At 66.7% G+C, this 22009-nt stretch carries 18 protein-coding genes, 1 tRNA gene and 2 rRNA genes (1 of these 21 running past the window's edge); 13 read left to right on the forward strand and 8 right to left on the reverse strand.

The genetic code is table 11. The features are described from left to right. Nucleotides 1-3: 3 nt before the first annotated feature. Complete coding sequence (locus U742_RS0115320) at nt 4-1605, reverse strand: ABC transporter substrate-binding protein (RefSeq protein WP_029354546.1); 1602 nt, start codon at nt 1603-1605, stop codon at nt 4-6. A gap of 296 nt (nt 1606-1901) precedes the next feature. On the opposite strand from U742_RS0115320, the gene U742_RS0115325 reads away from it, so the two are divergent. From U742_RS0115325 to U742_RS0115355, 7 genes are all read left to right on the forward strand, one after another. After that, nucleotides 1902-2675, forward strand: a complete 774-nt coding sequence (locus U742_RS0115325) for a maleate cis-trans isomerase family protein (RefSeq protein WP_029354548.1) — start codon at nt 1902-1904, stop codon at nt 2673-2675. A 5-nt stretch (nt 2676-2680) separates the two neighbouring features. Further along, entirely contained in the window at nt 2681-3343 is a 663-nt protein-coding gene (locus U742_RS0115330; RefSeq protein ID WP_029354550.1) for a GntR family transcriptional regulator, read from the forward strand. Nucleotides 3344-3681: 338 nt separating this feature from the next. Continuing rightward, a complete protein-coding gene (locus U742_RS0115335) occupies nt 3682-4914 on the forward strand; it encodes an amidohydrolase family protein (RefSeq protein WP_029354553.1) in 1233 nt (410 codons plus the stop codon). A gap of 9 nt (nt 4915-4923) precedes the next feature. Next, nucleotides 4924-6150 (forward strand): amidase, encoded by a 1227-nt coding sequence (locus tag U742_RS0115340; RefSeq protein ID WP_029354555.1) that lies wholly within the window; start codon nt 4924-4926, stop codon nt 6148-6150. Nucleotides 6151-6173: 23 nt separating this feature from the next. After that, on the forward strand, nt 6174-6872 hold the full coding sequence (locus U742_RS0115345; protein WP_156034255.1) for a TetR/AcrR family transcriptional regulator: 699 nt from the start codon (nt 6174-6176) through the stop codon (nt 6870-6872). 75 nt (nt 6873-6947) lie between these two features. Then, a complete protein-coding gene (gene cls, locus U742_RS0115350; RefSeq protein ID WP_029354560.1) occupies nt 6948-8393 on the forward strand; it encodes a cardiolipin synthase in 1446 nt (481 codons plus the stop codon). A 235-nt stretch (nt 8394-8628) separates the two neighbouring features. Further along, nucleotides 8629-9321, forward strand: coding sequence for an SH3 domain-containing protein (locus tag U742_RS0115355; RefSeq protein ID WP_029354562.1), 693 nt, complete (start codon nt 8629-8631; stop codon nt 9319-9321). Nucleotides 9322-9414: 93 nt separating this feature from the next. Here the strand turns inward: U742_RS0115355 and U742_RS0115360 are convergent, their stop codons facing one another. From U742_RS0115360 to U742_RS0115370, 3 genes are all read right to left on the reverse strand, one after another. Beyond that, on the reverse strand, nt 9415-9984 hold the full coding sequence (locus U742_RS0115360) for a hypothetical protein (protein ID WP_029354564.1): 570 nt from the start codon (nt 9982-9984) through the stop codon (nt 9415-9417). Nucleotides 9985-10067: 83 nt separating this feature from the next. Beyond that, complete coding sequence (locus U742_RS0115365) at nt 10068-11411, reverse strand: ATP-binding protein (RefSeq protein ID WP_029354566.1); 1344 nt, start codon at nt 11409-11411, stop codon at nt 10068-10070. 3 nt (nt 11412-11414) lie between these two features. Further along, on the reverse strand, nt 11415-12131 hold the full coding sequence (locus U742_RS0115370) for a response regulator (RefSeq protein WP_029354568.1): 717 nt from the start codon (nt 12129-12131) through the stop codon (nt 11415-11417). A 255-nt stretch (nt 12132-12386) separates the two neighbouring features. On the opposite strand from U742_RS0115370, the gene U742_RS0115375 reads away from it, so the two are divergent. From U742_RS0115375 to U742_RS0115390, 4 genes are all read left to right on the forward strand, one after another. Then, nucleotides 12387-12644, forward strand: a complete 258-nt coding sequence (locus U742_RS0115375) for a cysteine rich repeat-containing protein (RefSeq protein ID WP_029354570.1) — start codon at nt 12387-12389, stop codon at nt 12642-12644. Between the two features lie 21 nt (nt 12645-12665). Beyond that, on the forward strand, nt 12666-13871 hold the full coding sequence (locus tag U742_RS0115380; RefSeq protein ID WP_081853032.1) for an efflux RND transporter periplasmic adaptor subunit: 1206 nt from the start codon (nt 12666-12668) through the stop codon (nt 13869-13871). Further along, nucleotides 13868-15028, forward strand: a complete 1161-nt coding sequence (locus U742_RS0115385; protein ID WP_029354573.1) for an ABC transporter permease — start codon at nt 13868-13870, stop codon at nt 15026-15028. Before U742_RS0115380 ends, U742_RS0115385 begins: the two co-directional genes overlap by 4 nt. A gap of 62 nt (nt 15029-15090) precedes the next feature. Then, nucleotides 15091-15732 (forward strand): ABC transporter ATP-binding protein, encoded by a 642-nt coding sequence (locus tag U742_RS0115390; RefSeq protein ID WP_248310382.1) that lies wholly within the window; start codon nt 15091-15093, stop codon nt 15730-15732. Between the two features lie 141 nt (nt 15733-15873). Here U742_RS0115390 and U742_RS0115395 read toward each other — a convergent pair. After that, nucleotides 15874-15950 (reverse strand) — tRNA-Met (locus U742_RS0115395). Between the two features lie 335 nt (nt 15951-16285). Between U742_RS0115395 and U742_RS0115400 the strand changes: the two genes are divergently transcribed. Together U742_RS0115400 and U742_RS0115405 are read left to right on the forward strand one after the other, a co-directional pair. Beyond that, on the forward strand, nt 16286-17191 hold the full coding sequence (locus U742_RS0115400) for a LysR family transcriptional regulator (RefSeq protein WP_029354578.1): 906 nt from the start codon (nt 16286-16288) through the stop codon (nt 17189-17191). Nucleotides 17192-17451: 260 nt separating this feature from the next. Continuing rightward, nucleotides 17452-18657: an NAD-dependent formate dehydrogenase gene (locus U742_RS0115405; protein ID WP_029354581.1), complete on the forward strand. Its 1206-nt coding sequence runs from the start codon at nt 17452-17454 to the stop codon at nt 18655-18657. Between the two features lie 111 nt (nt 18658-18768). Here the strand turns inward: U742_RS0115405 and U742_RS0115410 are convergent, their stop codons facing one another. The 3 genes from U742_RS0115410 to U742_RS0115420 all read right to left on the reverse strand — a co-directional run. Then, complete coding sequence (locus tag U742_RS0115410; protein WP_248310383.1) at nt 18769-19533, reverse strand: alpha/beta hydrolase; 765 nt, start codon at nt 19531-19533, stop codon at nt 18769-18771. Between the two features lie 253 nt (nt 19534-19786). Beyond that, nucleotides 19787-19901 (reverse strand): 5S ribosomal RNA (rrf, locus tag U742_RS0115415). Nucleotides 19902-19979: 78 nt separating this feature from the next. Continuing rightward, a 23S ribosomal RNA gene (locus U742_RS0115420) occupies nt 19980-22009 on the reverse strand; it runs 788 nt beyond the window's last position.

Raw genomic sequence — 22009 nt, forward strand, 5'->3', positions numbered from 1 at the left:
TGGTCAGTCGAGGCTGACCCACTTCAGCTCGAGGCTGTCGTCGGAACGCTGCACCACGTTGACGCCCTTGCGCACGCCCCAGGCGAGTCCCGCCTGATGCACCGGAATGTGGCCGTAGTCCTCCTTGTCGAGCGTCATCGCCTCGAAGATCATCGCGTTGCGCTTGGCGGGGTCGACCTCGACCTCGATCTTCTGCGTCAGCTCGTCGACCTTCGGGTTGGAGTAGTTGCCGACATTGTAGGTGCCCACCTTCTCCACCGGCGTGTTCATGGTGTCCTGAAGCGTCGAATGGGCATCGTAGCTCAGCGGCTGCCAGCCGATCATGGCGAAGGAAGTGTCGCGGCTCAGCACCTTCTCGAAGAACTTGGTGCGGGTCTGGGCGTTCAGCGTCACCTTCAGCCCGACGCGGCCGAGCATGCCGACGATGGCCTGGCAGATGCGCTCGTCATTCACGTAGCGGTCGTTGGAACAGTCCATGGTGAAGGAGAAGCCGTTCGGATAGCCGGCCTCGGCCAGCAGCTTCTTCGAGGCCTCCGGATCATAGGGCGCGGCGCGGGTGTCGAGCTTTGGGTCGTAGCCGTTGATGCCCGGAGCGATCATGGTGCCGGCGATGTGCGAGGTACCGCCCATGATGCGATCGCGGATCGCGTTCATGTCGATGGCCTGATAGATCGCCTGGCGCACGCGCTTGTCCTTGAGGGGGTTCTTCCCCTTCACGTCGGAGTTGAGCAGCTCGTCGCGGTGCTGGTCCATGGCCAGCATCATGGTGCGCAGCTCGGAACCCTTGAGCACCTTGGTGGCATCGTTGCCTTCGATGCGTGCGACGTCCTGCTGCGGAACCGGATAGACCATGTCGACCTCGCCCGAGAGCAGGGCGGCGACGCGGGTGGCGTCGGACTGGATCGGCGTGAAGACAACCTTGGAGACGTTGGACTGCTTCTCGCCCCACCAGTTCGGGTTGGGCACGAGCTCGGTCTTCACGCCGGCCTGGCGGCTCGCGATCATGAAGGGGCCGGTGCCGTTGGCGTTGGTCGAGGCGAAGTTCTCGATCTTGGCCTTGACGCTCGCCGGCGCCGTCGCGCCGTTCTTCTCCGCCCACGCCTTGCTCATCATGTAGGTGGAGGTGATCTGCACGGGCAGGATCGGGTTCGGCTTCGCCGTCACGAGGTCGACCGTGAAGTCGTCGACCTTCCGGATGTCGGTCACCGAGGCGACCGTATAGGCCATGTCGGAGCCGTCCTTCTTCACCCGCTGCAGGGAGAAGACGACGTCGTCGGCGGTGAAGGGCGTGCCGTCGGAGAACTTCACGCCCTGGCGCAGATGGAAGCGCCACACATTCGGCTCGGGCTGCTCCCATGCGGTGGCGAGCGCCGGCACCAGCTCGAGGTTCTTGCCGCGCCCGACCAGCGGCTCATAGACCTGGCCCAGCCAGGAGAGCGTGAAGGTCTCGGCCAGCGCGTGCGGATCGAGCGAGGCCGGATCGACGCGATAGGCGTAGCGGAACGTCTTGCCCTCCGTCGCCACCGCCGACGCCGGGACCAGGGCCGGCGACGCGACGAGGAAGGCGGCGGATAGCGCGGTGGTCAGCAGAACGGGCAAGCGCATGACACAGCTCCTGGAAGGACATTTTTGAATTCATTATCGTGAGTGAACTGTGCAGCAATTAAGTGTTCGCTTAAATACCAAATAGTAGGCAGCGCTCACCGCGCCTGCTCCGAGCGCTGCCGAGCGGCGCGCCACCCGCTGCACGATAACTGTGCAGAATACTGAGTTTCAAATTGATCGGGCGGATTGACGAAAGCCGTCCGTCAGGGCAAGACCTGAGGAGAGCGCGTGAGACGCGGCATCTGGCGCGGGCTTGCGGACGGAAGATCACACGGCCTCTGCTGAGTCATTTTTGAATGCAAAATGTCGTTCCACTCCCCCGGCATCTGATCGGCATGCTGACGCCCTCGTCGAACACCGTGCTGGAGCCCTATACCTCGCTGATGCTGGAACCGCTGTTTCCGGTGGTATCGGCGCATTTCGGGCGCTTCCGGGTGACGCGGATCGCACTGGACGACAGCGCCTCCGAGCAGTTCCGGCAGGAACCCATCCTCGCCGCGGCGGAGCTGCTCGCCGATGCGCGCACCGACGTGATCGCCTGGAACGGCACCTCCGCGAGCTGGCTCGGCTTCGATACCGACGAGCGGCTGTGCGCCGAGATCCGCTCGCGCACGGGCGTGAAGGCGACGAGCTCCGTCCTCAGCCTCAACCGCCTCATCGCGGAGCGGGGCGTGAAGCGGCTCGCTCTCGTCACGCCCTATACCGACGATGTCGGTGCGCGCATCGTCGCCAACTATGCCTCCATCGGCGTTGAGGTGGTCGCCGGCGCCCATTGCGGCATGTCCGACAATTTCTCCTTCGCCGAGATCACGGAAGACCGGATCGCCGCGATGTGCGCGCAGGTGGCCGGCGCGGCTCCGGACGCCATCGCCATCGTGTGCACCAACATGCGCGGCGCGCTGGTCGGGGCCGAGGTGGAGCGCCGGCTCGGCGTCCCGGTCTACGATTCGGTCAGCACCACGCTGTGGGGTTGTCTGCGCGCGCTCGACCTGCCCACCGCCGCGCTCGCCCGCTTCGGGTCGATGTTCGCCGCGCCCCTCGATCCCGACATCGCACTTCCGGCAGAGTGACCCCGATGACCGCGCTGGCGCAGCAGAAGGACACCGGCACGCTCCACGAGCAGATCGTCAACGAGCTGCGCGGCGTGCTGCTGAACGGCGAGCTCGGCTATGGCGCGCGCATCCCGGAAGCGCAGCTCTGCCTGCGCTTCGGCATTTCGCGCACGCCGCTGCGCGAGGCGCTGAAGGTGCTCGCCGCCGAGGGCTTCGTCGAGCTGCGGCCCAATCGCGGCTCCATCGTCGCCCCCATCGATCCCGTCGAGGTGGCCCATCTCTTCGAGCTGAAGGGCGCGATCGAGCACACCATCGGCCGACTCGCCGCGGTGCGGGCGACGCCGGAGGATCGCGCGCGGATCGAGCATGCGCACGCCGAGCTTCGCGCCCATGCCGATCCCGCCGTCTACACGGCGCTGAACCAGGAGTTCCATCGCGCGCTGGCCGCCGCCACGCACAACCCCGTCCTGCTCCAGACCTACGACAATCTGCAGAAGCGGGTGCTCCGGCTGCGCTTCGTGGTCAACGAGAACCCGACGCGCGTCGCCCAGTCCTTCGACGAGCACGAGCACATCATGGTCGCCTTCCGCGCCCGCGCGCGCCTCGATCTGGCGGAGCGGCTGGAGGAGCACAACCGCCTCACCGGCGAGGCGGTGATGCGGGCGCTCAAGGGCGAAGGCGCCTGAATCGCCGCCGCCCGGCAGGGCTCGAATTTTGAGCATTGCCCTGCCCACGCCACGGCCACGACTGCGCCGTTCGTAAGAAACATCAATCAGAACAATATCTTGTCCGAGATCGCATCGGCCAATCAATCGGCTTTACGATCCCTGTCACGCGCTCCAAACTAAGTAAGCACTTAATTATTAATCCCCTCTCCCGCCCCTGCCCGGACGGAGCGGCGCGGGGGCGGATCGAACTGTCGGGGGAGCACCGAGGCATGAGCGGGACCGTATTTTCCGATGCGCTCCAACCCGTCCTCGCGTTGCCCGGCCTGCCGCTGGATATTTGAGAGGAGCCTGCGTCGATGGACCTGATCGTACGGAACGCCCGGCTTGCTCGCGAACCCGAACGCACGGTCGACATCGGCATCGAGGCCGGCCGGATCGTCGTGATCGAAACGGGCCTCGCCGCCGAGGGCGAAGAGCTCGATGTCGGCGGACGCCTCGTCTCGCCCGGCTTCGTCGAGACCCATATCCATCTCGACAAGTCCTGCATCCTCGACCGCTGCCAGTCGAAGCGCGGCGATCTGGCCGAGGCCATCGGCGAGGTCGCCAGGGCCAAGGCCGCCTTCACCCCCGAGGACGTCTATGCCCGGGGCAGGCGCACGCTGGAAAAGTGCCTCATGCAGGGCACGACGCATATGCGCACCCAGCTCGAGGTGGATCCCGGCATCGGCCTGCGCGGGCTGGAGGGCATCCTGCCGCTGATCGAGGAATATCGCTGGGCGATCGACATCGAGATCTGCGTCTTCCCGCAGGAGGGGCTGCTCAACAATCCGGGCACCGACGAGCTCATGGTGGCGGCGCTGAAGAAGGGCGCGCGCGTGGTCGGTGCCGCCCCTTATACGGACTCGAATCCGCACGGCCAGATCGACCGCATCTTCGAGATGGCACGCGAGTTCGACGCCGACATCGACATGCATCTCGACTTCGGCCCGACCGCCGACACTCTCGACCTCGACTATGTCTGCACGCTGGCGGATCGCTACCGCTGGGGCGGGCGCACCGCCATCGGCCACGTCACCAAGCTGGCGGGTGCGAACCCGACCCGCTTCGACGCGGCGGCCAGGCGCATGCGCGATGCCGGCGTCGCGCTTACCGTGCTGCCCTCGACCGACCTCTTCCTGATGGGCCGTGAGTGCGACTGCAACCAGCCGCGCGGCGTCACCCATGCCCACAAGCTGATCCGCCACGGCGTGAACTGCTCGCTGTCCACCAACAACGTGCTGAATCCCTTCACGCCGTTCGGCGACTGCTCGCTGATCCGCATGGCGAACCTCAACGCCAATATCTGTCACATCGGCGCCACCGACGACATCCGCGAGTGTTTCGACATGATCACCGAGCGCTCGGCGCGGCTGATCAATGCCCGCGACTACGGGCTCGCCCCCGGCAAGTCGGCTGACTTCGTCGTGCTGGACTGCCAGACCCGCGAGGCGGCGGTCGCCGAGCTCGCCCCGGTCCTGTTCGCCTACAAGCGCGGACGACGCACCATGACGCGGCCCGCCGCGACCCTGCATCGCCCGCCGCTGAACTGAGTTCCAGCTATGCAACGTGCAGACGCTTACGACCGGCCGCCCGCCGACGCCTTCGGCGCCTTCTGCCACGAGAACCATGTCGGCCTCCCCTCGACGGGGAGTGGTCCGCTCGCGGGACTGTCCTTCGCGATAAAGGACGTCTTCGACGTCGCCGGCAGCCGCACCGGCTTCGGCCATCCCGCCTGGCTCGCCACGCATCCGCTGGCAGTCTCGACCGCGGAGGCGGTGACGCGCCTGCTTTCCGCCGGCGCCGACCTGCGCGGCCGCACGCTCAGCGACGAGCTGTGCTACTCGCTTTCGGGCGAGAACTTCCACTACGGCATGCCGACCAATCCGGTATCGCCGGAGCGGTTGCCGGGAGGCTCCTCCAGCGGCTCGGCCGTGGCGGTCGCCGCCGGGCTGGTGGATTTCGCCATCGGCACGGATTGCGGCGGCTCGGTACGCGTCCCGGCCGCCTATTGCGGGCTTTTCGGCTTCCGCCCGACGCATGGCCGCATCCCGCTCACCGGCGTCTCCCGCTTCGCGCCGCGCTTCGACACGGTCGGCTGGTTCGCCCGTGACGCCGTCCTGCTGAAGCGCGTGGGCGAGGTGCTGCTCGGCGCGTCGCAGTCGCAGGTCTTCGACCGCCTGCTGATCGCGACCGATGCGTTCGACCAGTGCGACCCGCTCGTGCGCCCGCTGCTGGACGAGGCCGTGGAGCGGCTCGGCGGCCGTCTGGCCGGCCCGCCCTCGCCGTTCCGCCTGAGCCCGATCGGGCTCGACCGGTGGCTCGACACGTTCCGCACCCTGCAGGCATGGGAGATCTGGCAGTCGCTTGGCGGCTGGATCAACCGGGTGCGGCCGAGCTTCGGCGACGGCGTGGGCCAGCGCCTCGCCGCCGCCGAGCAGGTCAAGCGTGGCGAAGCGGAGGCCGCCCGGCAACGTGCCGACGCGATCGCCGGGGAGCTGGCCGAGACCATCGGCGACGCGCTGGTCTGCCTGCCGACCACGCCGGGGCTGGCGCCCTCGCGCGCCACCGCGCCCGCCGAGATCGAGAACGCGCACCGCCAGCGCGCCATGCGGCTGCTGTGCCCGGCCGGGCTGGGCGGCCTGCCGCAGCTTACCCTTCCCATCGGGACGGTGGATGGCGCGCCGGTAGGATTGTCGATCATGGCGCGACGCGGCAAGGATATGGATCTGCTGGATTTCGCGGCGAAAGCCGTCTCCGACCTGCCGACTGCGCCGGACACACGATGACATCGACGAAATCCGGGGCCGCGATGCCCGAGGACGAGCAAGCCGGAACTGGTGGCGCCGCCGCGCCCGCGCCGGAGAGGCCGCCCCGCCGCACCGCGGGCAAGCGCAACGCCGTTGCCACGCGCCAGCGCATCCTCGAGGTAGCCATGGCGGAATTCGCCGAGCACGGCTACAGCGGCAGCCGCATCGAGCGCATCTCCGCCGCCGCCGATGCCAATGTCGGCATGATCTACCATTATTTCGGCAACAAGGACGATCTGTATCTCGCCGCGCTGGAAGCCTCGTACAAGATCATCCGCGACCGCGAACAGACGCTCGTCATCGATGCCGACCCGATGCTGGCGCTGAAGTCGCTGGTCGAGCTGACCTTCGACTTCCTCAGCACCGATCCGCATTTCGTGCGGCTCATCATGAACGAGAACCTGATGATGGGCCGGACGGCGCAGCGCTCGGCCACCATCCCCCACATGACGCGCCCGCTGCTCGATTCGCTGCGCACCATCCTGGCGCGCGGCCAGAAGGAGAAGGTCTTCCACAAGGAGATCGACGCCGAGAACCTCTACGTGTCGATCCTCGGCCTGTGCTTCATCCACGTCTCCAACCGCTACACGCTGAGCAGCATGTTCCAGCACGATTTCGCCGATCCGAACTGGCTGGAGAAGCGAAAGGCCATCGTCATGGACGTGCTGACGAGCTACGTCGCCAATACCGGAGGCAAATGAGCGCACCGGGCGGTCTCAAACCGCCGCCGATCGTGATAATGCGATAGACGTCGCTCACTTCTCCCCCGTCGCCGCATGCACGATTCCGCCGTTCTCGCCTGGTTCCTGTTTGCTACCCAGGCGGTCGCCCAACTCGTCTTCATCGTGCGAGCGCTGCTGCGCCCCCACCGCGAACCCGCCTCGCGCTTCGCCTGGGTGCTGGTGATCGCGCTCGCCCCCGTGGTCGGCGTTCTCGCCTATATTCTGTTCGGCGAGGTCAATCTCGGCCGCCGGCGCATCCAGAGGCTGCGCGCCGCCTTCGACGTGCTGCCGCCGGCGGGAACGGTGGCCGGCGCCTCGGCGGAGGAGAGCATCCCCGAGCGTCTGGTGCCGCTGTTCCGGGTCGGCCAGTCGATCAACGGCTATGTGCCGGTGGCCGGCAACCGGGCGACGCTGCTGCCCGATTCCGCCGCCGCCATATCGGCCATGGTCGCGGACATCGATGCCGCGCGCGAGAGCGTCCATGTGCTGTTCTACATCTGGCTGGCGGACGAGAGCGGGCTGAAGGTCGTCGAGGCGTTGAAGCGCGCGGCGGGGCGCGGCGTCGTTTGCCGGGCCGTCGCGGACGATCTCGGCTCGCGGGCGCTGATCCGCTCCCCGCATTGGCACGACATGGCCTCGCATGGGGTCAGGCTCGTCGCCGCGCTGCCGATCGGCAATCCGCTGCTGCGCCCGTTCAAGGGCCGGATCGACATGCGCAACCACCGCAAGATCGTGGTGATCGACAACGCCATCACCTATTGCGGGAGTCAGAACTGCGCCGATGCCGCCTTCGCGGTGAAGGCGAAGTTCGCGCCCTGGGTCGACGTCCTGGCGCGGTTCGAGGGCCCGGTGGTGCGGCAGAACCAGCACCTGTTCGCCAGCAACTGGATGGCGCAGTCCGACGAGGACCTCGGCCATCTCTTCGCCGAGCCGCTGCCGGCGCCCGGGACGGGGTTCGTGGCGCAGGTGATCGGCTCGGGAGCGGGCGTGCGCTATTCGGCAATGCCGGAGACCTTCGTCACGCTGATGAACGCCGCACGGAACGAGCTGGTGATCACCACGCCCTATTACGTGCCGGACGAGCCGATCCAGGCGGCGCTTTGCGCCAGCGCCCGGCGCGGGGTCGCGACCACCATCGTCTTCCCCAAGCGGAACGATTCCTGGGTGGTGGCGGCGGCGAGCCGCAGCTACTACCGCGACCTGCTGGAGGCGGGCGTCGAGATCCGCGAATATGTCGGCGGGCTGCTGCACGCCAAGACGCTCACCGTCGACGGCGAGATCACCCTGATGGGTTCAGCCAACATCGACCGGCGCAGCTTCGAGCTGAATGCGGAGAACAACATCCTTCTGCACGACGAGGCCTTCACCCGGACCATGCGGGCGCGGCAGCAGGCCTTTCTCGGCGCGGCCACGATGGTGACGACGGCGCAGATCGAGGCCTATGGCCGGTGGCGCCAGCTATGGAACAATACCATCGCCATGCTCGGCCCGGTGCTGTGAGGGCCCAGATCTCAGTCAGGTGCCGCACTGGCGCGATCACCTCTCCTTCACCGCGCGGAGCGGTCGTGCGCTTCAGGGCGAGCGAGCCTGAGTGCCCGGCAAGGCCGCCATGTCCCGGCCGGAGCGGCCTGTCACGAAATGAAACATGGCCGAGATATCGGCGCGACACGGATGCGGCAGGAAAGGCAGGTGCAATCATCTGCCGCTCCACGCGGCTTCACCACGAGTATGCTCCATGCTGAAGAAGCTTCTAGTGGCCGGCGCGCTCATCCTTGCTGGAACATCAGCCGCGGGGGCCGCCACGGCGTCCGTCGCCGTTGCCAATGTCAATCTGCGCGCGGGCCCCTCCACCGCCTATCCCGTCGTCACCGTCGTGCCGACGGGCGCCGCCATCACGACCTTTGGCTGCGTCAGCGGCTACACATGGTGTGATATCGGCTTCGGACCCCATCGCGGATGGGTCGCCGCGAGCTACATCCAGGTCGTCTACCGAGGCGCGCCGGTGGTGCTCGCAGCCCCCATCGCCCCATCGGTCGGCGTGGTCGTGGTTCCTTTCAACCAGGCCTACTGGAATCGCTACTACGCGGCCTATCCCTGGTATGGCACCTGGGCGGCCTATCCGCCTCCGCCCGCCTATGGTCCCTACCCGCCGCCGCGCGTCACCTCGCATAGCCGCGACGTCAACTGCGCCAACGGCACCTGCACCGCGACCCGCAGCACGAGCGGTGTCTATGGTGGCTCGACATCGCAGACCCGCACCTGCTCGGACGGCACCTGCACCGCCACACGCGATACGACGGGGCCTTATGGCGGCAGCGCCACACGCACGCGTAGCTGCACGGCCGGCCAGGGCTGCACGGCGAACCGGAACGCGGTCGGCCCGGGTGGCGCGACCTATAGCGGCTCGCGCAGCTTCCAGCGCTGGTAAGGTCCCGCGAAGGCTTCCCTCGACATCGCGAGCGACGGCATGAAGGCCGGGAGCAGGCTCCCGGCCTTCATCGTCCATACGTCGCCCGCAAGATCAGAGCGGGGCCTGAAGAGGCTCGCCGCGGCGCCATTCCACGAAGCGGATGACCCGCTCCACCAGCTTCTGCTGCATCTGTCTGGCTGCCTTCATCTGCTCCGGCGACAGCACCGCCTTGAGCTTCGAGACGGCCTGCTGAAGGTGCTGCGCCTTCTCCGCACGCTCGGTGGCCGCCGCGACGATGTCCTGCACGAGGTCGAACGCTTCGGCCGCCTCCCGCTTCTCCCGATCCGTCCAGCGCGCGAGCCGCTCGCCGGAGGGGAGGAAGGCGATCAGCGCGCCGGTGTAGCCGCGCCAGGCTTCCATCTGGTCTGGGCGGATACCGAGCATGGTTTCCTGGACCGACAACAGGGCGCCCGCGACGAAGCGCGCCGCAGCCGGATCGAGCATCGGGCCGGCTCCCGCCTCGACCGGCGGAGCCTCGCAGGACCAGAGGTCCGCATGCTCGGCACCGCTCGCGAGCGGCGCCGCATCGCTTCTGACGATGCCGAGGACCGGCACCGCGGCGGCCGCCAGCGTGGCGACGAGCGCCGCGCCGGCAATGACTTTTACAGGAACGCTTCTCATGGCCTTGATCCCTTGCCGTTGAGGATGCGCCAAGGATGGCGGCCCAAGGTCTCGTCGGCCGCACGGCAGGATGTCGATTTGTGTCAGGCGCTCGGGCCGGCAAGCAGGAGACTGACGCGGACGGCAAGCCCGCCATGCAGGCCCTCGCTCAGCTCGACGGTGCCGCCGTGGCGCTCGACAATGCGCTTGACGATGGTGAGGCCGAGGCCGGTGCCGCCATGCTCGCGGTTGCGCGACGGGTCGAGCCGGTAGAAGGGCTCGAACACCCGACCGCGCTCGTCGGAGGGGATGCCGGGGCCTTCGTCCTCCACCAGCAGGATCGTGCGCCCCGGCGCATCCTCCAGTCTCACGAAAGCCCGCTCGCCATAGTGCAGCGCGTTGTCGAGGAGATTGGCGCACACGCGTTGCAGGGCATGCTCTCCGATCGCCACGCGAACCGGAGCGTCCGGCAGTTCAAGGTGGATGCGCTCGGTGTCGCCATGGCCCTCCCGGTAGCGCTGCAGGATGGCCGGAAGATCGGAAAGCGCGGGCTCGGCATGGAAGAAGGCGTCCTGCGCGAAGTCGAGCGTGTCCTCGACGAGCTCCTGCATCGCCTCGACATCGGCGATGGCGCCGGCGCGATGCCGGCTTTCGGGCAACATTTCGACGCGCAGCCGCAACCGTGTGAGATAGGTCCGCAGGTCGTGGGAAATCGCGCCCAGCGTCAATGTGCGGTTCCGGACCAGAGTGGCGATCCGCTCCTGCATCGCGTTCACGGCGCGGATGAGACGACGCAGCTCGGGCGCGCCGCGCTCGGGTATGGCGACAGGGTCGATCTGCTCGCCGACGCGGTCGAGCTCGCGGGCAAGATGGGTGATGGGCTTCATTTCGCGCGCGACCGCGACAAGCGCCGCGACGGCGACCAGGACGCCGAACAGCCCTGCCAGGAAGCCGATCGGAATCCCCAGAAGCCGCACCGTCACGCGGTCCTTGGCGTCCAGCCAGAGATAGGCGCCGGAGGCGAGGCGGACATAGACGTTGAGCGTGTCCTCGCGGTCGTTTCCGTTGCTCTCGCCCAGCCGCACCCGGACGTCGCGCTCGGGGGCGCCGCGAGAGGCCAGCGCCGCGCGGATCGCCTGCTCTATTCGCAGGAAGCCCCCGGCTCGCGAATTGTCGGCCGGCAGCGCGGGAATGACCGATACGGTACGTCCGGTCTCGGTGAAGGCCTCGAGAATGTCCGGCCGCAGTTCCGGGGGCACCTCGTCGACCAGGCGCACGAGCGAGGCGACCTGCCTTGGCAGCGAGGGCGAGGACACGCCGAATTCCCCCCGCCCGTTCGGAGAGCCGAAGAAGATGGCCAAGGCCAGTAGTTGGATCGCGAACAGTGCGAGCGCGACAATGAGAACGATGCGCGCGAGCAGGCCGAGACGGGCGCCGCCGGTCCTCATCGCTCACGCCTCGCGAACGTCGGCCGAGAACAGGTAGCCGACATTGCGGACGGTGGTGATCGGCTGCTCGCTGGCGAGGAGGCGCTGCGCCAGCTTGGCGCGCAGCCGCGAAATGGTGACGTCGACGGTGCGATCGAAGGGGTCGCCAGGGCGTCCGTGCATGCGCTCGAGAAGCTGGTCGCGCGACAGCACGCGGCCCGGACGCTCGAGGAAGCAGGTCAGCAGGTCGAACTCGGCCGTGGTCAGGTTCACGCGCTGCCCGTTGCCGTCCTCGACGAAGCGCGCGTCGAGATCCGCCACGAGGCCGGCGAAGCGCCGGCGCCTTCGCTCGGGGACGTCCGTCGACAGAGCCCCGCTCGAGCGCCGCAGCAGGGCACGGATGCGCGCCAGCAATTCGCGCGGGTTGAACGGCTTGCCGAGATAGTCGTCCGCACCGATCTCCAGTCCGACGATGCGGTCGATATCGCCATGCTTGGCGGTGAGCATGAGAATGGGCACGCGGCTTCTCGCCCGCAGCCGTCGACAGATCGACAGCCCGTTCTCGCCCGGCAGCATGATGTCGAGAATGACGAGATCCGGCATGCCGCGGATCAGCGCGCGGTCCATCATCGCGCCGCTCGCGACCGCCTCGACGCTGTAACCCTCGGCGCCCAGAAAATCGACGAGCAGACCGCGTATATCGCGATCGTCCTCGACCAGAAGCAGTCGTTCTGTGGTCATGGCGCAGCAATGGCAGGGCCGCGGCAGCCGAGCAAGCGATGCCGTGGCCGATGAAACAAATTGAAATGAACTGCCGCGTTGCGGAGATGCCGGCGCAATTCCGGTCAGCCATGCTCTCTCGCGAGCCGCCGAAGACCGCACTCCTTGCGGCGGTTCTGCAGGGACTGACCTGCCGACGCCGTGGAGCCCGCCAATCCCGCCCCCCGGCGGCGGGTTCCACGGCAGGATCCTCACTCACTCAATGGAACCCAGCCTATGAAGCATCCTCTCATCCTGCGCGCCGCCCTCGTGCTCGCCTTCGCGGGAGCCACCGGGACCGCCTTCGCCCAGAATCTCTCACGCGCCCAGATGCAGGCCCTGCGGACCGCGTGCGAAGCCGACACCCGCGCCCTCTGCGCGGGCGTGCAGCCGGGTGGCGGACGCCTTCTCCAGTGCCTGCAGGCCAATCCGGACAAGGTTTCCCAGCCCTGCAAGGACGCCCTGGGCGCGGCCAGGGCAGCGCAGTCGCAATGATCGGGATGGCCGGCGGCCGCGATGAACGTTCAGTCGAAAATCGATCAGTTGCTGCCGCTTGCGCCTCCACCCGCTCGCCCGCGGTCCCGCAAGCGCCTGCGCCTTGCGGTGCTGGCGCTTGCGGGGATGGCCGCCGCCTTCCTGGCGGCGCGCTACCTGTATCCGCACACCGTGCAAGGGGAAGTGCTGCGGCCCGGCGGGCTCGTCGTCGAGCTCGGCGCGTCGGGGACGTTGACGGCCTTGTCGGAGGCCGCGGTCGGCAGCCGCATCCAGGCCCGCATCGACGCGCTCGCCGTCGACCGCAACGATCGGGTACGACGGGGCGACGTGCTCGCGCGGCTGTCCGTCGACGATCTCACAGGTAATCTCGCTGCGGCGGAGGCGACCGCGCATGCCTCCGAGCGTGCGGTCAATGCGGCCTCGGCCGAGCGCGAGCGTGCATCGGCGGCGCTCGACAAGGCGCGGGCGACGCACGAGCGGCAGGTCGCCTTGTCGGCCAGGGGCGTGGCAAGCCAGGCGGCCCTCGACGATGCGCTGGCGGCGTTCCGCCAGTCGGAGGCGGATCTGGTGCGCACCAGTCGCGCCATCGAACAGGCCGAGGCGGAACGCGACGCGGCCCGCGCCCGTATCGCGGTCGCGCGCGCGCAGCTCGACGACAGCGTGCTGCGCGCGCCCATCTCGGGCATCGTGGTTTCGCGCGACCATCAGCTCGGCGACATGCTGACGCCGGGAGAGACGGTGCTGCGTATCGTCGATCCGGCAAGTCTGGTGCTGACCGCCCGCCTCGACGAAAGCGCCATCAGCGCGATCCGACCGGGACAGCGCGCAAGCGTGACCTTCGGCAGGACGGAGCACGCGATAGCCGGCCACGTGCTGCGCCTCGGTCGGGAGGTCGACGTCGAGACGCGCGAATTCGAGCTCGACATCGCTCTGGAACGCTTGCCGGAGAACTGGGCGATCGGCCAGCGCGGGACGGCCCGGGTCACGGTGAGCGAACGCGACGACGTGCTGAGCGTTCCGCAATCCTACCTCGCGCGCCGCGACGGCGTGCCGGGGATCTGGGTGATGGACGGCGGACGGGCGCGTTGGCGGTCCGTCACGCTCGGCGCCGCCGGCAGGGAACGTGTCGAGGTCACGCAGGGCCTGACCCCCGGCGATGCGGTACTGGCGCCGTCGGGCATCTACCCCTTCATGCGCGTGCGTCTTGCCGGCGGAGCTGCGGCATGAACCTCGCGCTGAAGGACGCGCTTCACGCGCCGGCGCGCTTTACGCTCACCGCGTTCGGCGTCGCGCTGCTGATGACCGCGGTGATCGGCATGACCGGTCTCTATCGCGGCGTCGTCGAGGATGCGCTGCTGATCATCGACGGCGTCGACGCGGATCTCTGGGTCGTCCAGGGCGAGCGGGCCGGCCCCTTCGCCGAGGGCTCGGCGGTCGCGCCCGATATGGACCGGCGCGTGGAGGGCGTCCCGGGCGTTGCCGATGTACGGCGCTTCACCCAGTTCAGCCAGCAATTCGTCTTCGCCGGCTCGTCCCGGCGTGCCACCATAACCGGCATCGACGCACCGCGTGACGACGGGAGATGGCTGTCGCTCGTCGCCGGGCGCTGGCTGAATGCGAGCCGCTATGAAGCGGTCGTCGATGAAAGCACGGGCCTCGCCGTCGGCGATCGGGTCCAGCTCGCGCACGACGTCTACACGGTCGTCGGCATGACCCGGCACATGGTGGATTCGGCCGGTGACGGACTTTTCTTCGTCGGCATCAACGATGCGACCGCCATCGCCCAGCGCCGGACATCGGAGGAAATCCATCTCGCGCGCGCGGCGCAGGGCAATGCGGTGGCGCAGCAGGATCGCAGTTCCGTGGCCCAGGAGAGCAAGATCGCGGCGGTGCTCGTCCGGCTGGAGCCGGCGGCCGACCCGGATCAGGTCGCGGGGGCCATCGAGCGCTGGGGCGATGTCAGGGCGCTCACGACGGACGAGCAGCGGGACCTGATGCTGAACGCGCGGCTGTGGAAGCTGAGGCTGCAGATCCTCGCCTTCACCGGCCTGATCCTGCTCATAACCGGCATCGTCGTCTCGCTGATCATCTATACGCTGACGGTCGAGAAGCTGCACGAAATCGCGCTCCTCAAGCTCATCGGTGCCCGCGAGAGCGTCGTCGCCGGCATGATCGGCCAGCAGGCCGGCCTGATCGGCATTGCCGGCTTCGTCCTCGCGCTGGGTTCGTCACGGCTCATCTTCTCGCTGTTTCCCCGCCGCGTGGTGATGCTGCCGGCCGATCTCGCCCTGCTGGCCCTGGCCTTGGCGGTCATTTGCGCCGGCGCGGCCTGGATCGGCATCGTGCGCGCCTCCCGGGTGAACGCCCGCGAGGTCCTGTCGTGACAGCGCCGGCCGTGCTCTCGGCGCGCTCGGTCGCCCGGCACTATGCCAGCCCCGCGGGGCTCGTGCGCGCGCTCGACGACGTCTCGCTCGACATCATGCCGGGCGAGCTCGTCGGGATCTTCGGCCCCAGCGGCTCCGGCAAGAGCACCTTCCTCATGATCGCCGGGCTGCTGGAGCCACCGAGCGCCGGCGAGGTGTGGCTGGGCGGCGAACGTGTCTCCCATGCGCAGGCAAGCGTCGATGCCCTTCGCGGGATCAGGCGCCGGCAGATCGGCTTCGTGTTCCAGCGGGCCAATCTCATTCCCTTCCTGTCGGCCGCCGAGAATGTCGCCCTCAGCCTCGAACTCGCGGATATCGCGCCGTCCGACGCCCTTGCCCACGCCCGCCGCCTGCTTTCCGCCCTCGATCTGGCCCACCGCGCGGACAATTTGCCCTCGCGCCTGTCGGGCGGCGAACAGCAGCGCGTCGCCGTGGCAAGGGCCCTCGCCAACGGGCCGCCGCTGATACTTGCGGACGAGCCGACCGCGGCGCTCGACAGCGTGCGGGGCCGGCAAGTCATGGAGCTCTTCCGCCGCATCGCCACGACGCAGGGCGCCGCGGTGGTTGTGGTGACGCACGATCCGAGGTCGACGGAGCTTTTCGACCGCGTGGTCCATTTCGAGGACGGACGGCTCCTCGGTGGGCCCCAGGCCGGACATCGATAGACGCGACGACGCCGAGGCAATGGGCGCTAGCCCACATTGCCGTTGCTCAGCGAACTTTCCCGGTGGCGACATGCGACCTGAAATGCAAAAGGCCGCCTTGCGGCGGCCTTCGCAAAGTCCTTGGATAGCAAGGTCTTGCTTTGGTTGCGGGGGCAGGATTTGAACCTGCGGCCTTCAGGTTATGAGCCTGACGAGCTACCGGGCTGCTCCACCCCGCGTCAGAGGCCTGGGACGACGACGTCGTCCGGCGACGCCGGGTATCTAGCAATCCCGACCGGCAAATGGAAGGGGCACGGCCGATTTTATTGTCATCGCGCCGTCGCATGGCACCCAACCTGCGGAAATCGCGTGGCAATTTCGACCGGCCATTCGGCCGGCGATGCCCGCTTTCCGGCGCCGGCCGCAACGAATTCGCGCGCCGGAGCGCAGCTCCGGCAGTTCCTGCCCGGCTCGGCCCCGCACCCGCTCTCGCCGCATGCACGCTTCCGGCATGGCTATGGCCTCGGCCCACGATCGACCTTAAGAAGGGCGCGCCCCCACGGGAAGGACCGCCATGTTCGTCCGGCAGATGCACTATCTCGTCGCGCTCGCCCGCGAGAAGCATTTCGGCCGCGCGGCGGAGGCCTGCCACGTCTCGCAGCCCACCCTCTCGGCCGGCATCCGCAAGCTGGAGCAGGAGCTCGGCGTGCCGATCGTGGTGCGCGGACATCGCTTCATCGGCTTCACCACCGAGGGCGAGCGCGTGCTCGGCTGGGCCCGGCAGATCGCCGCCGATTATGAGAACCTGCGGCAGGAGCGGGCAGAGACCGGCGGCGCACTCTCCGGCACGCTGCGGCTCGGCGTCATTCCCGCCACCATGCCAGCGGCGCCGCTGCTGCTCGCCCCGTTCCGCGCCCGCCACCCGCAGGTGAAGGTGCAGATGCTCTCCATGAGCTCGGCGGCGATCCAGCGCGGGCTCGACGAGCTCGATCTCGACGCCGGCATCACCTATCTCGAGAACGAGCCGCTGAGCCATGTGCGGCGCATTGATCTCTATCGCGAGCGCTATGTCTTCGTCACCCGCTCGGACGGCAAGCTCGCCCGCCGGGCCACCATCGGCTGGGTCGAGGCGGCGGCCGAGCCGCTCTGCCTGCTCACCCAGGACATGCAGAACCGGCGCATCCTCGACCAGGTGCTGCACAATGCCGGCATCGCCTCGCAGCCGGTGGTGGAGACCAATTCCTTCACCGGCATCTGGGCCTTCGTGCGCCGCGGCGGCTGCGCCAGCATCGTGCCGCTCGCCTGCCTGCGCGGCCTCGGGCGCGACGACCTCGTCGGCATTCCGCTCGTCGAGCCGGACTACACCCAGCCGATCGGCCTGGTGGTAAGCGAGCGCGACCCGCTGAGCCCGGTCGCCGCCGCCCTGTTCAAGCTGACCCGCAATCTCGCCCTCGATCACTTATTTGAGAATATTTCTTGAGTAGCGCCAATCGATTACCGCTCTCTATCGATTGTTTCGCCCTTTCGATTTGAACATAACGCCCGCTGTTCCCACAGTCACAACATCGGCGGCGAGCGGGAGAGCAACCCCCGTCACGGCACGCCGATCGGAGGATACCGTCGGCCCTTCCCGATCAGCGGGATCGGCCATCAGCGGCTATGCGGACCAGACGCTCTGACGGCCGACCGCGGCGACGCGGCCGGCGGGTCCTTCTCTGTCCCATGAGAGGAGATGCCAAGATGGCGAAGATTCTGTGCGTGCTCTATGACGATCCGGTCGACGGCTACCCCAAGACCTATGCACGCGATGATCTGCCGAAGATCGACCATTACCCCAGCGGCCAGACTCTGCCGACGCCGAAGGCGATCGACTTCACCCCCGGCGAGCTGCTCGGCTCGGTCTCTGGCGAGCTCGGCCTGCGCAAATACCTCGAATCCAACGGCCACACCTTCGTCGTGACCTCCGACAAGGACGGCCCGGATTCGGTGTTCGAGCGCGAGCTCGTCGATGCCGACGTGGTCATCTCCCAGCCCTTCTGGCCGGCCTATCTCACGCCCGAGCGCATCGCCAAGGCGAAGAAGCTGAAGCTCGCGCTCACCGCCGGCATCGGCTCCGATCACGTCGACCTTCAGTCGGCTATCGATCGTAATATCACCGTCGCCGAGGTCACCTACTGCAACTCGATCAGCGTCGCCGAGCATGTGGTGATGATGATCCTCGGCCTGGTGCGCAACTACATTCCCTCGCATGACTGGGCACGCAAGGGCGGCTGGAACATAGCCGACTGCGTAGCGCACTCCTACGATCTGGAGGCAATGAGCGTCGGCACCGTCGCGGCGGGGCGCATCGGCCTCGCCGTGCTGCGCCGGCTCGCACCCTTCGACGTGAAGCTGCATTACACCGACCGCCACCGCCTGCCGGAAGCGGTCGAGAAGGAGCTGAACCTCACCTGGCATGAGAGCCGCGAGGAGATGTACCCGCATTGCGACGTGGTCACGCTGAACTGTCCGCTGCATCCCGAAACCGAGCACATGATCAATGACGAGACGCTGAAGCTGTTCAAGCGCGGCGCCTATCTGGTCAACACGGCGCGCGGCAAGCTGTGCGACCGCGACGCGATCGTGCGCGCGATCGAGAGCGGGCAGCTTGCCGGCTATGCCGGCGACGTGTGGTTCCCGCAGCCGGCGCCGAAGGATCACCCCTGGCGCACCATGAAATGGGAAGGCATGACGCCGCACATCTCCGGCACCTCGCTCTCGGCGCAGGCGCGCTATGCGGCGGGCACCCGCGAGATCCTGGAATGCTTCTTCGAGGGTCGCCCGATCCGCGACGAATATCTGATCGTGCAGGGCGGCGCGCTCGCCGGCACCGGCGCCCATTCCTATTCGAAGGGCAACGCCACAGGCGGCTCGGAAGAGGCCGAGAAGTTCAAGAAGGCGAGCTGACGCGCGCCTCGCCTGTTCTCCCGGGACGCGCGCATCGCACGTCGTCCTGTTCCTGGCCCCGCGCTTCCCGCGCGGGGCTTTTTCTTGGGCACCCCTTTTGGCGGCGGCCCGCTACATCCGGCCGGCGGCGATCGCCATGAACAGATCGGCGAGCAGCGCCGGCGCCAGAACCATCGCGTCGTGGCCGGTCGCTATCTCGCGACAGCTCCACCCGGCCTGTTCGCGCACCCAGCGCCGCACCGGCGCGGTGGCAGAAAATTCCGGGCGGGTGCAGGCGACATAGGTCTTCGGCAGGCCGTTGCCGAGCGGATGCCGCAGCACCAGCCTGTCCTCATAGGTCTTGATCGGATGCGGTGTGAGATGGCGCTCGACCCATTCGGCGTCCGCCGGATCGGTCACCGCGAATGCGCTCGCCGACGGCGCCGGCATGCAAAGCCCGCCAGGACTCAACGCCGCGGCACGGCGACGCGCCTCGACGACCTCCCCGGCGAGGATGCTCATCGGCGCCTCGCCGGATTGGACCACCATGGCGTCAAGGAAGATAAGCTGCGCCAGCCGCTCCGGCATCTGATCCGCGACGCCGGAGATGATGCAGCCGCCGAAGGAATGACCGACCAGCACGGCGTTCGAGACGTCCTGCGCGACAAGCACCTCGGCGATGTCGCCGATGAAGCTGTCGAGACCGGTCTGCGGCGTCAGCTCGCCCGACCGTTCGCCGACGCCCCCGCAGGTCGGCGTCAGCACCCTGTGGCCGGCCCGCTCCAGGATCGGCGCGACCCGTGCCCAGCACCAGCCGCCATGACAGGCACCGTGCACCAGAACGAAGGTCTGCGGCGCATCGGTGGGCAGGCGGGCCTCGGGCATGTCATCGCTCATGGGCGGGAATCGGCGCGGCGAACGGACAAAAAAAGCAGGGGCGGCGGACAGGTCACGGCCACGCGAGCGAATCGGCGGCGGTGCGTCGAGCTCCAAAGCCAAGCACACAGCCAGCCGCTGCAGCGAGACGGCCGGAGTATGATCGGGCCGGCGGCGCGGTCAACCGGGCCCAAACGAAAACGCCGCCCGAGGGGAAACCTCGAGCGGCGTTCTGTTTCGTTCATCGTGTTTGAAGCGATGCTGTCCTTGGCAGGCCTGGCAGCGACCTACTCTCCCGCGTCTTGGGACGAAGTACCATCGGCGCTGAGGAGTTTAACGGCCGAGTTCGGGATGGGATCGGGTTCAGGCTCCTCGCAATGGCCACCAGGCCGGCGAAAGACAGCATTCATGCGAAGCAATTCTGGTCTTTATCATCCCGGCCACTTTCGTGGACATCGAGGATGAGAACGATCAAGCCAATCGAACGATTAGTACCGGTAAGCTCAATGTGTCACCACACTTACACACCCGGCCTATCAACGTGGTCGTCTTCCACGGTTCTCAAGGGAATACTCGTTTTGAGGTGGGTTTCCCGCTTAGATGCTTTCAGCGGTTATCCCGACCGTACATAGCTACGCTGCACTGCGGCTGGCGCCACAACAGCTCCACCAGAGGTACGTTCATCCCGGTCCTCTCGTACTAGGGACAAATCCTCTCAATATTCCTACACCCACGGCAGATAGGGACCGAACTGTCTCACGACGTTCTGAACCCAGCTCACGTACCACTTTAATCGGCGAACAGCCGAACCCTTGGGACCTGCTCCAGCCCCAGGATGTGATGAGCCGACATCGAGGTGCCAAACGATGCCGTCGATATGGACTCTTGGGCATCATCAGCCTGTTATCCCCGGCGTACCTTTTATTCGTTGAGCGATGGCCCTTCCACGAGGGACCACCGGATCACTATGGCCGACTTTCGTCTCTGCTCGACTTGTCAGTCTCGCAGTCAGGCGGGCTTATGCCATTGCACTCGACGAGCGATTTCCGACCGCTCTGAGCCCACCATCGCGCGCCTCCGTTACTCTTTGGGAGGCGACCGCCCCAGTCAAACTGCCCACCATGCAATGTCCCGGACCCGGATAACGGGCCGCGGTTAGACATCCATATCTATAAGGGTGGTATTTCAAGGGTGACTCCACGAGAGCTGGCGCCCTCGCTTCAAAGTCTACCACCTATCCTACACATACCGACACGAATGCCAGTGCAAAGTTGCAGTAAAGGTGCACGGGGTCTTTCCGTCTGACCGCAGGAACCCCGCATCTTCACGGGGAATTCAATTTCACTGAGTCTATGCTGGAGACAGCGGGGAAGTCATTACGCCATTCGTGCAGGTCGGAACTTACCCGACAAGGAATTTCGCTACCTTAGGACCGTTATAGTTACGGCCGCCGTTTACCGGGGCTTCGATTCAAAGCTTGCACCTCTCCTCTTAACCTTCCGGCACCGGGCAGGCGTCAGACCCTATACGTCATCTTGCGATTTCGCAGAGTCCTGTGTTTTTGCTAAACAGTTGCCACCCCCTGGTCTGTGCCCCTCCCACCTGGTTGCCCAAGTGGAAGGCCTCCTTATCCCGAAGTTACGGAGGTAAATTGCCGAGTTCCTTCAGCATAGTTCTCTCAAGCGCCTTGGTATACTCTACCAGTCCACCTGTGTCGGTTTCGGGTACGGTCTTAATGTGGGAGCTATTTCCTGGAACCCCTTCGCTGCCAGAACAGAACCAATTCGTCTGACAACACACGGAATTCGTCACTACCCACAGGCTCAGGAATATTCACCTGATTCCCATCGACTACGCCTTTCGGCCTCGCCTTAGGGGCCGGCTAACCCTGCGCAGATTAGCTTTACGCAGGAACCCTTGGACTTTCGGCGACAGTGTCTCTCACACTGTTTGTCGTTACTCATGTCAGCATTCGCACTTCCGATACCTCCAGAGGCCCTCACGGGTCCTCCTTCGCAGGCTTACGGAACGCTCCGCTACCGCTCATCCGAAGATGAACCCTAAGCTTCGGCGCGTGGCTTGAGCCCCGTTACATTTTCGGCGCAAGAATCCTAGACCAGTGAGCTGTTACGCTTTCTTTAAAGGATGGCTGCTTCTAAGCCAACCTCCTGGTTGTTTTAGGACTCTCACATCCTTTCACACTTAGCCACGACTTGGGGGCCTTAGCTGTAGGTCAGGGTTGTTTCCCTCTCGACGACGGACGTTAGCACCCGCCGTCTGTCTCCCGCGCAGTACTTCCAGGTATTCGGAGTTTGGTTAGGTTTGGTAAGACGGTAAGTCCCCCTAGCCCATCCAGTGCTCTACCCCCTGGAGTATTCACGCGAGGCACTACCTAAATAGTTTTCGCGGAGAACCAGCTATTTCCGAGTTTGGTTGGCCTTTCACCCCTAGCCACAAGTCATCCGAGACTTTTTCAACAGGCACCGGTTCGGTCCTC

This window comes from Allobosea sp. 117 (assembly GCF_000702305.1).
Classification (GTDB): Bacteria; Pseudomonadota; Alphaproteobacteria; order Rhizobiales; family Xanthobacteraceae; genus Ancylobacter.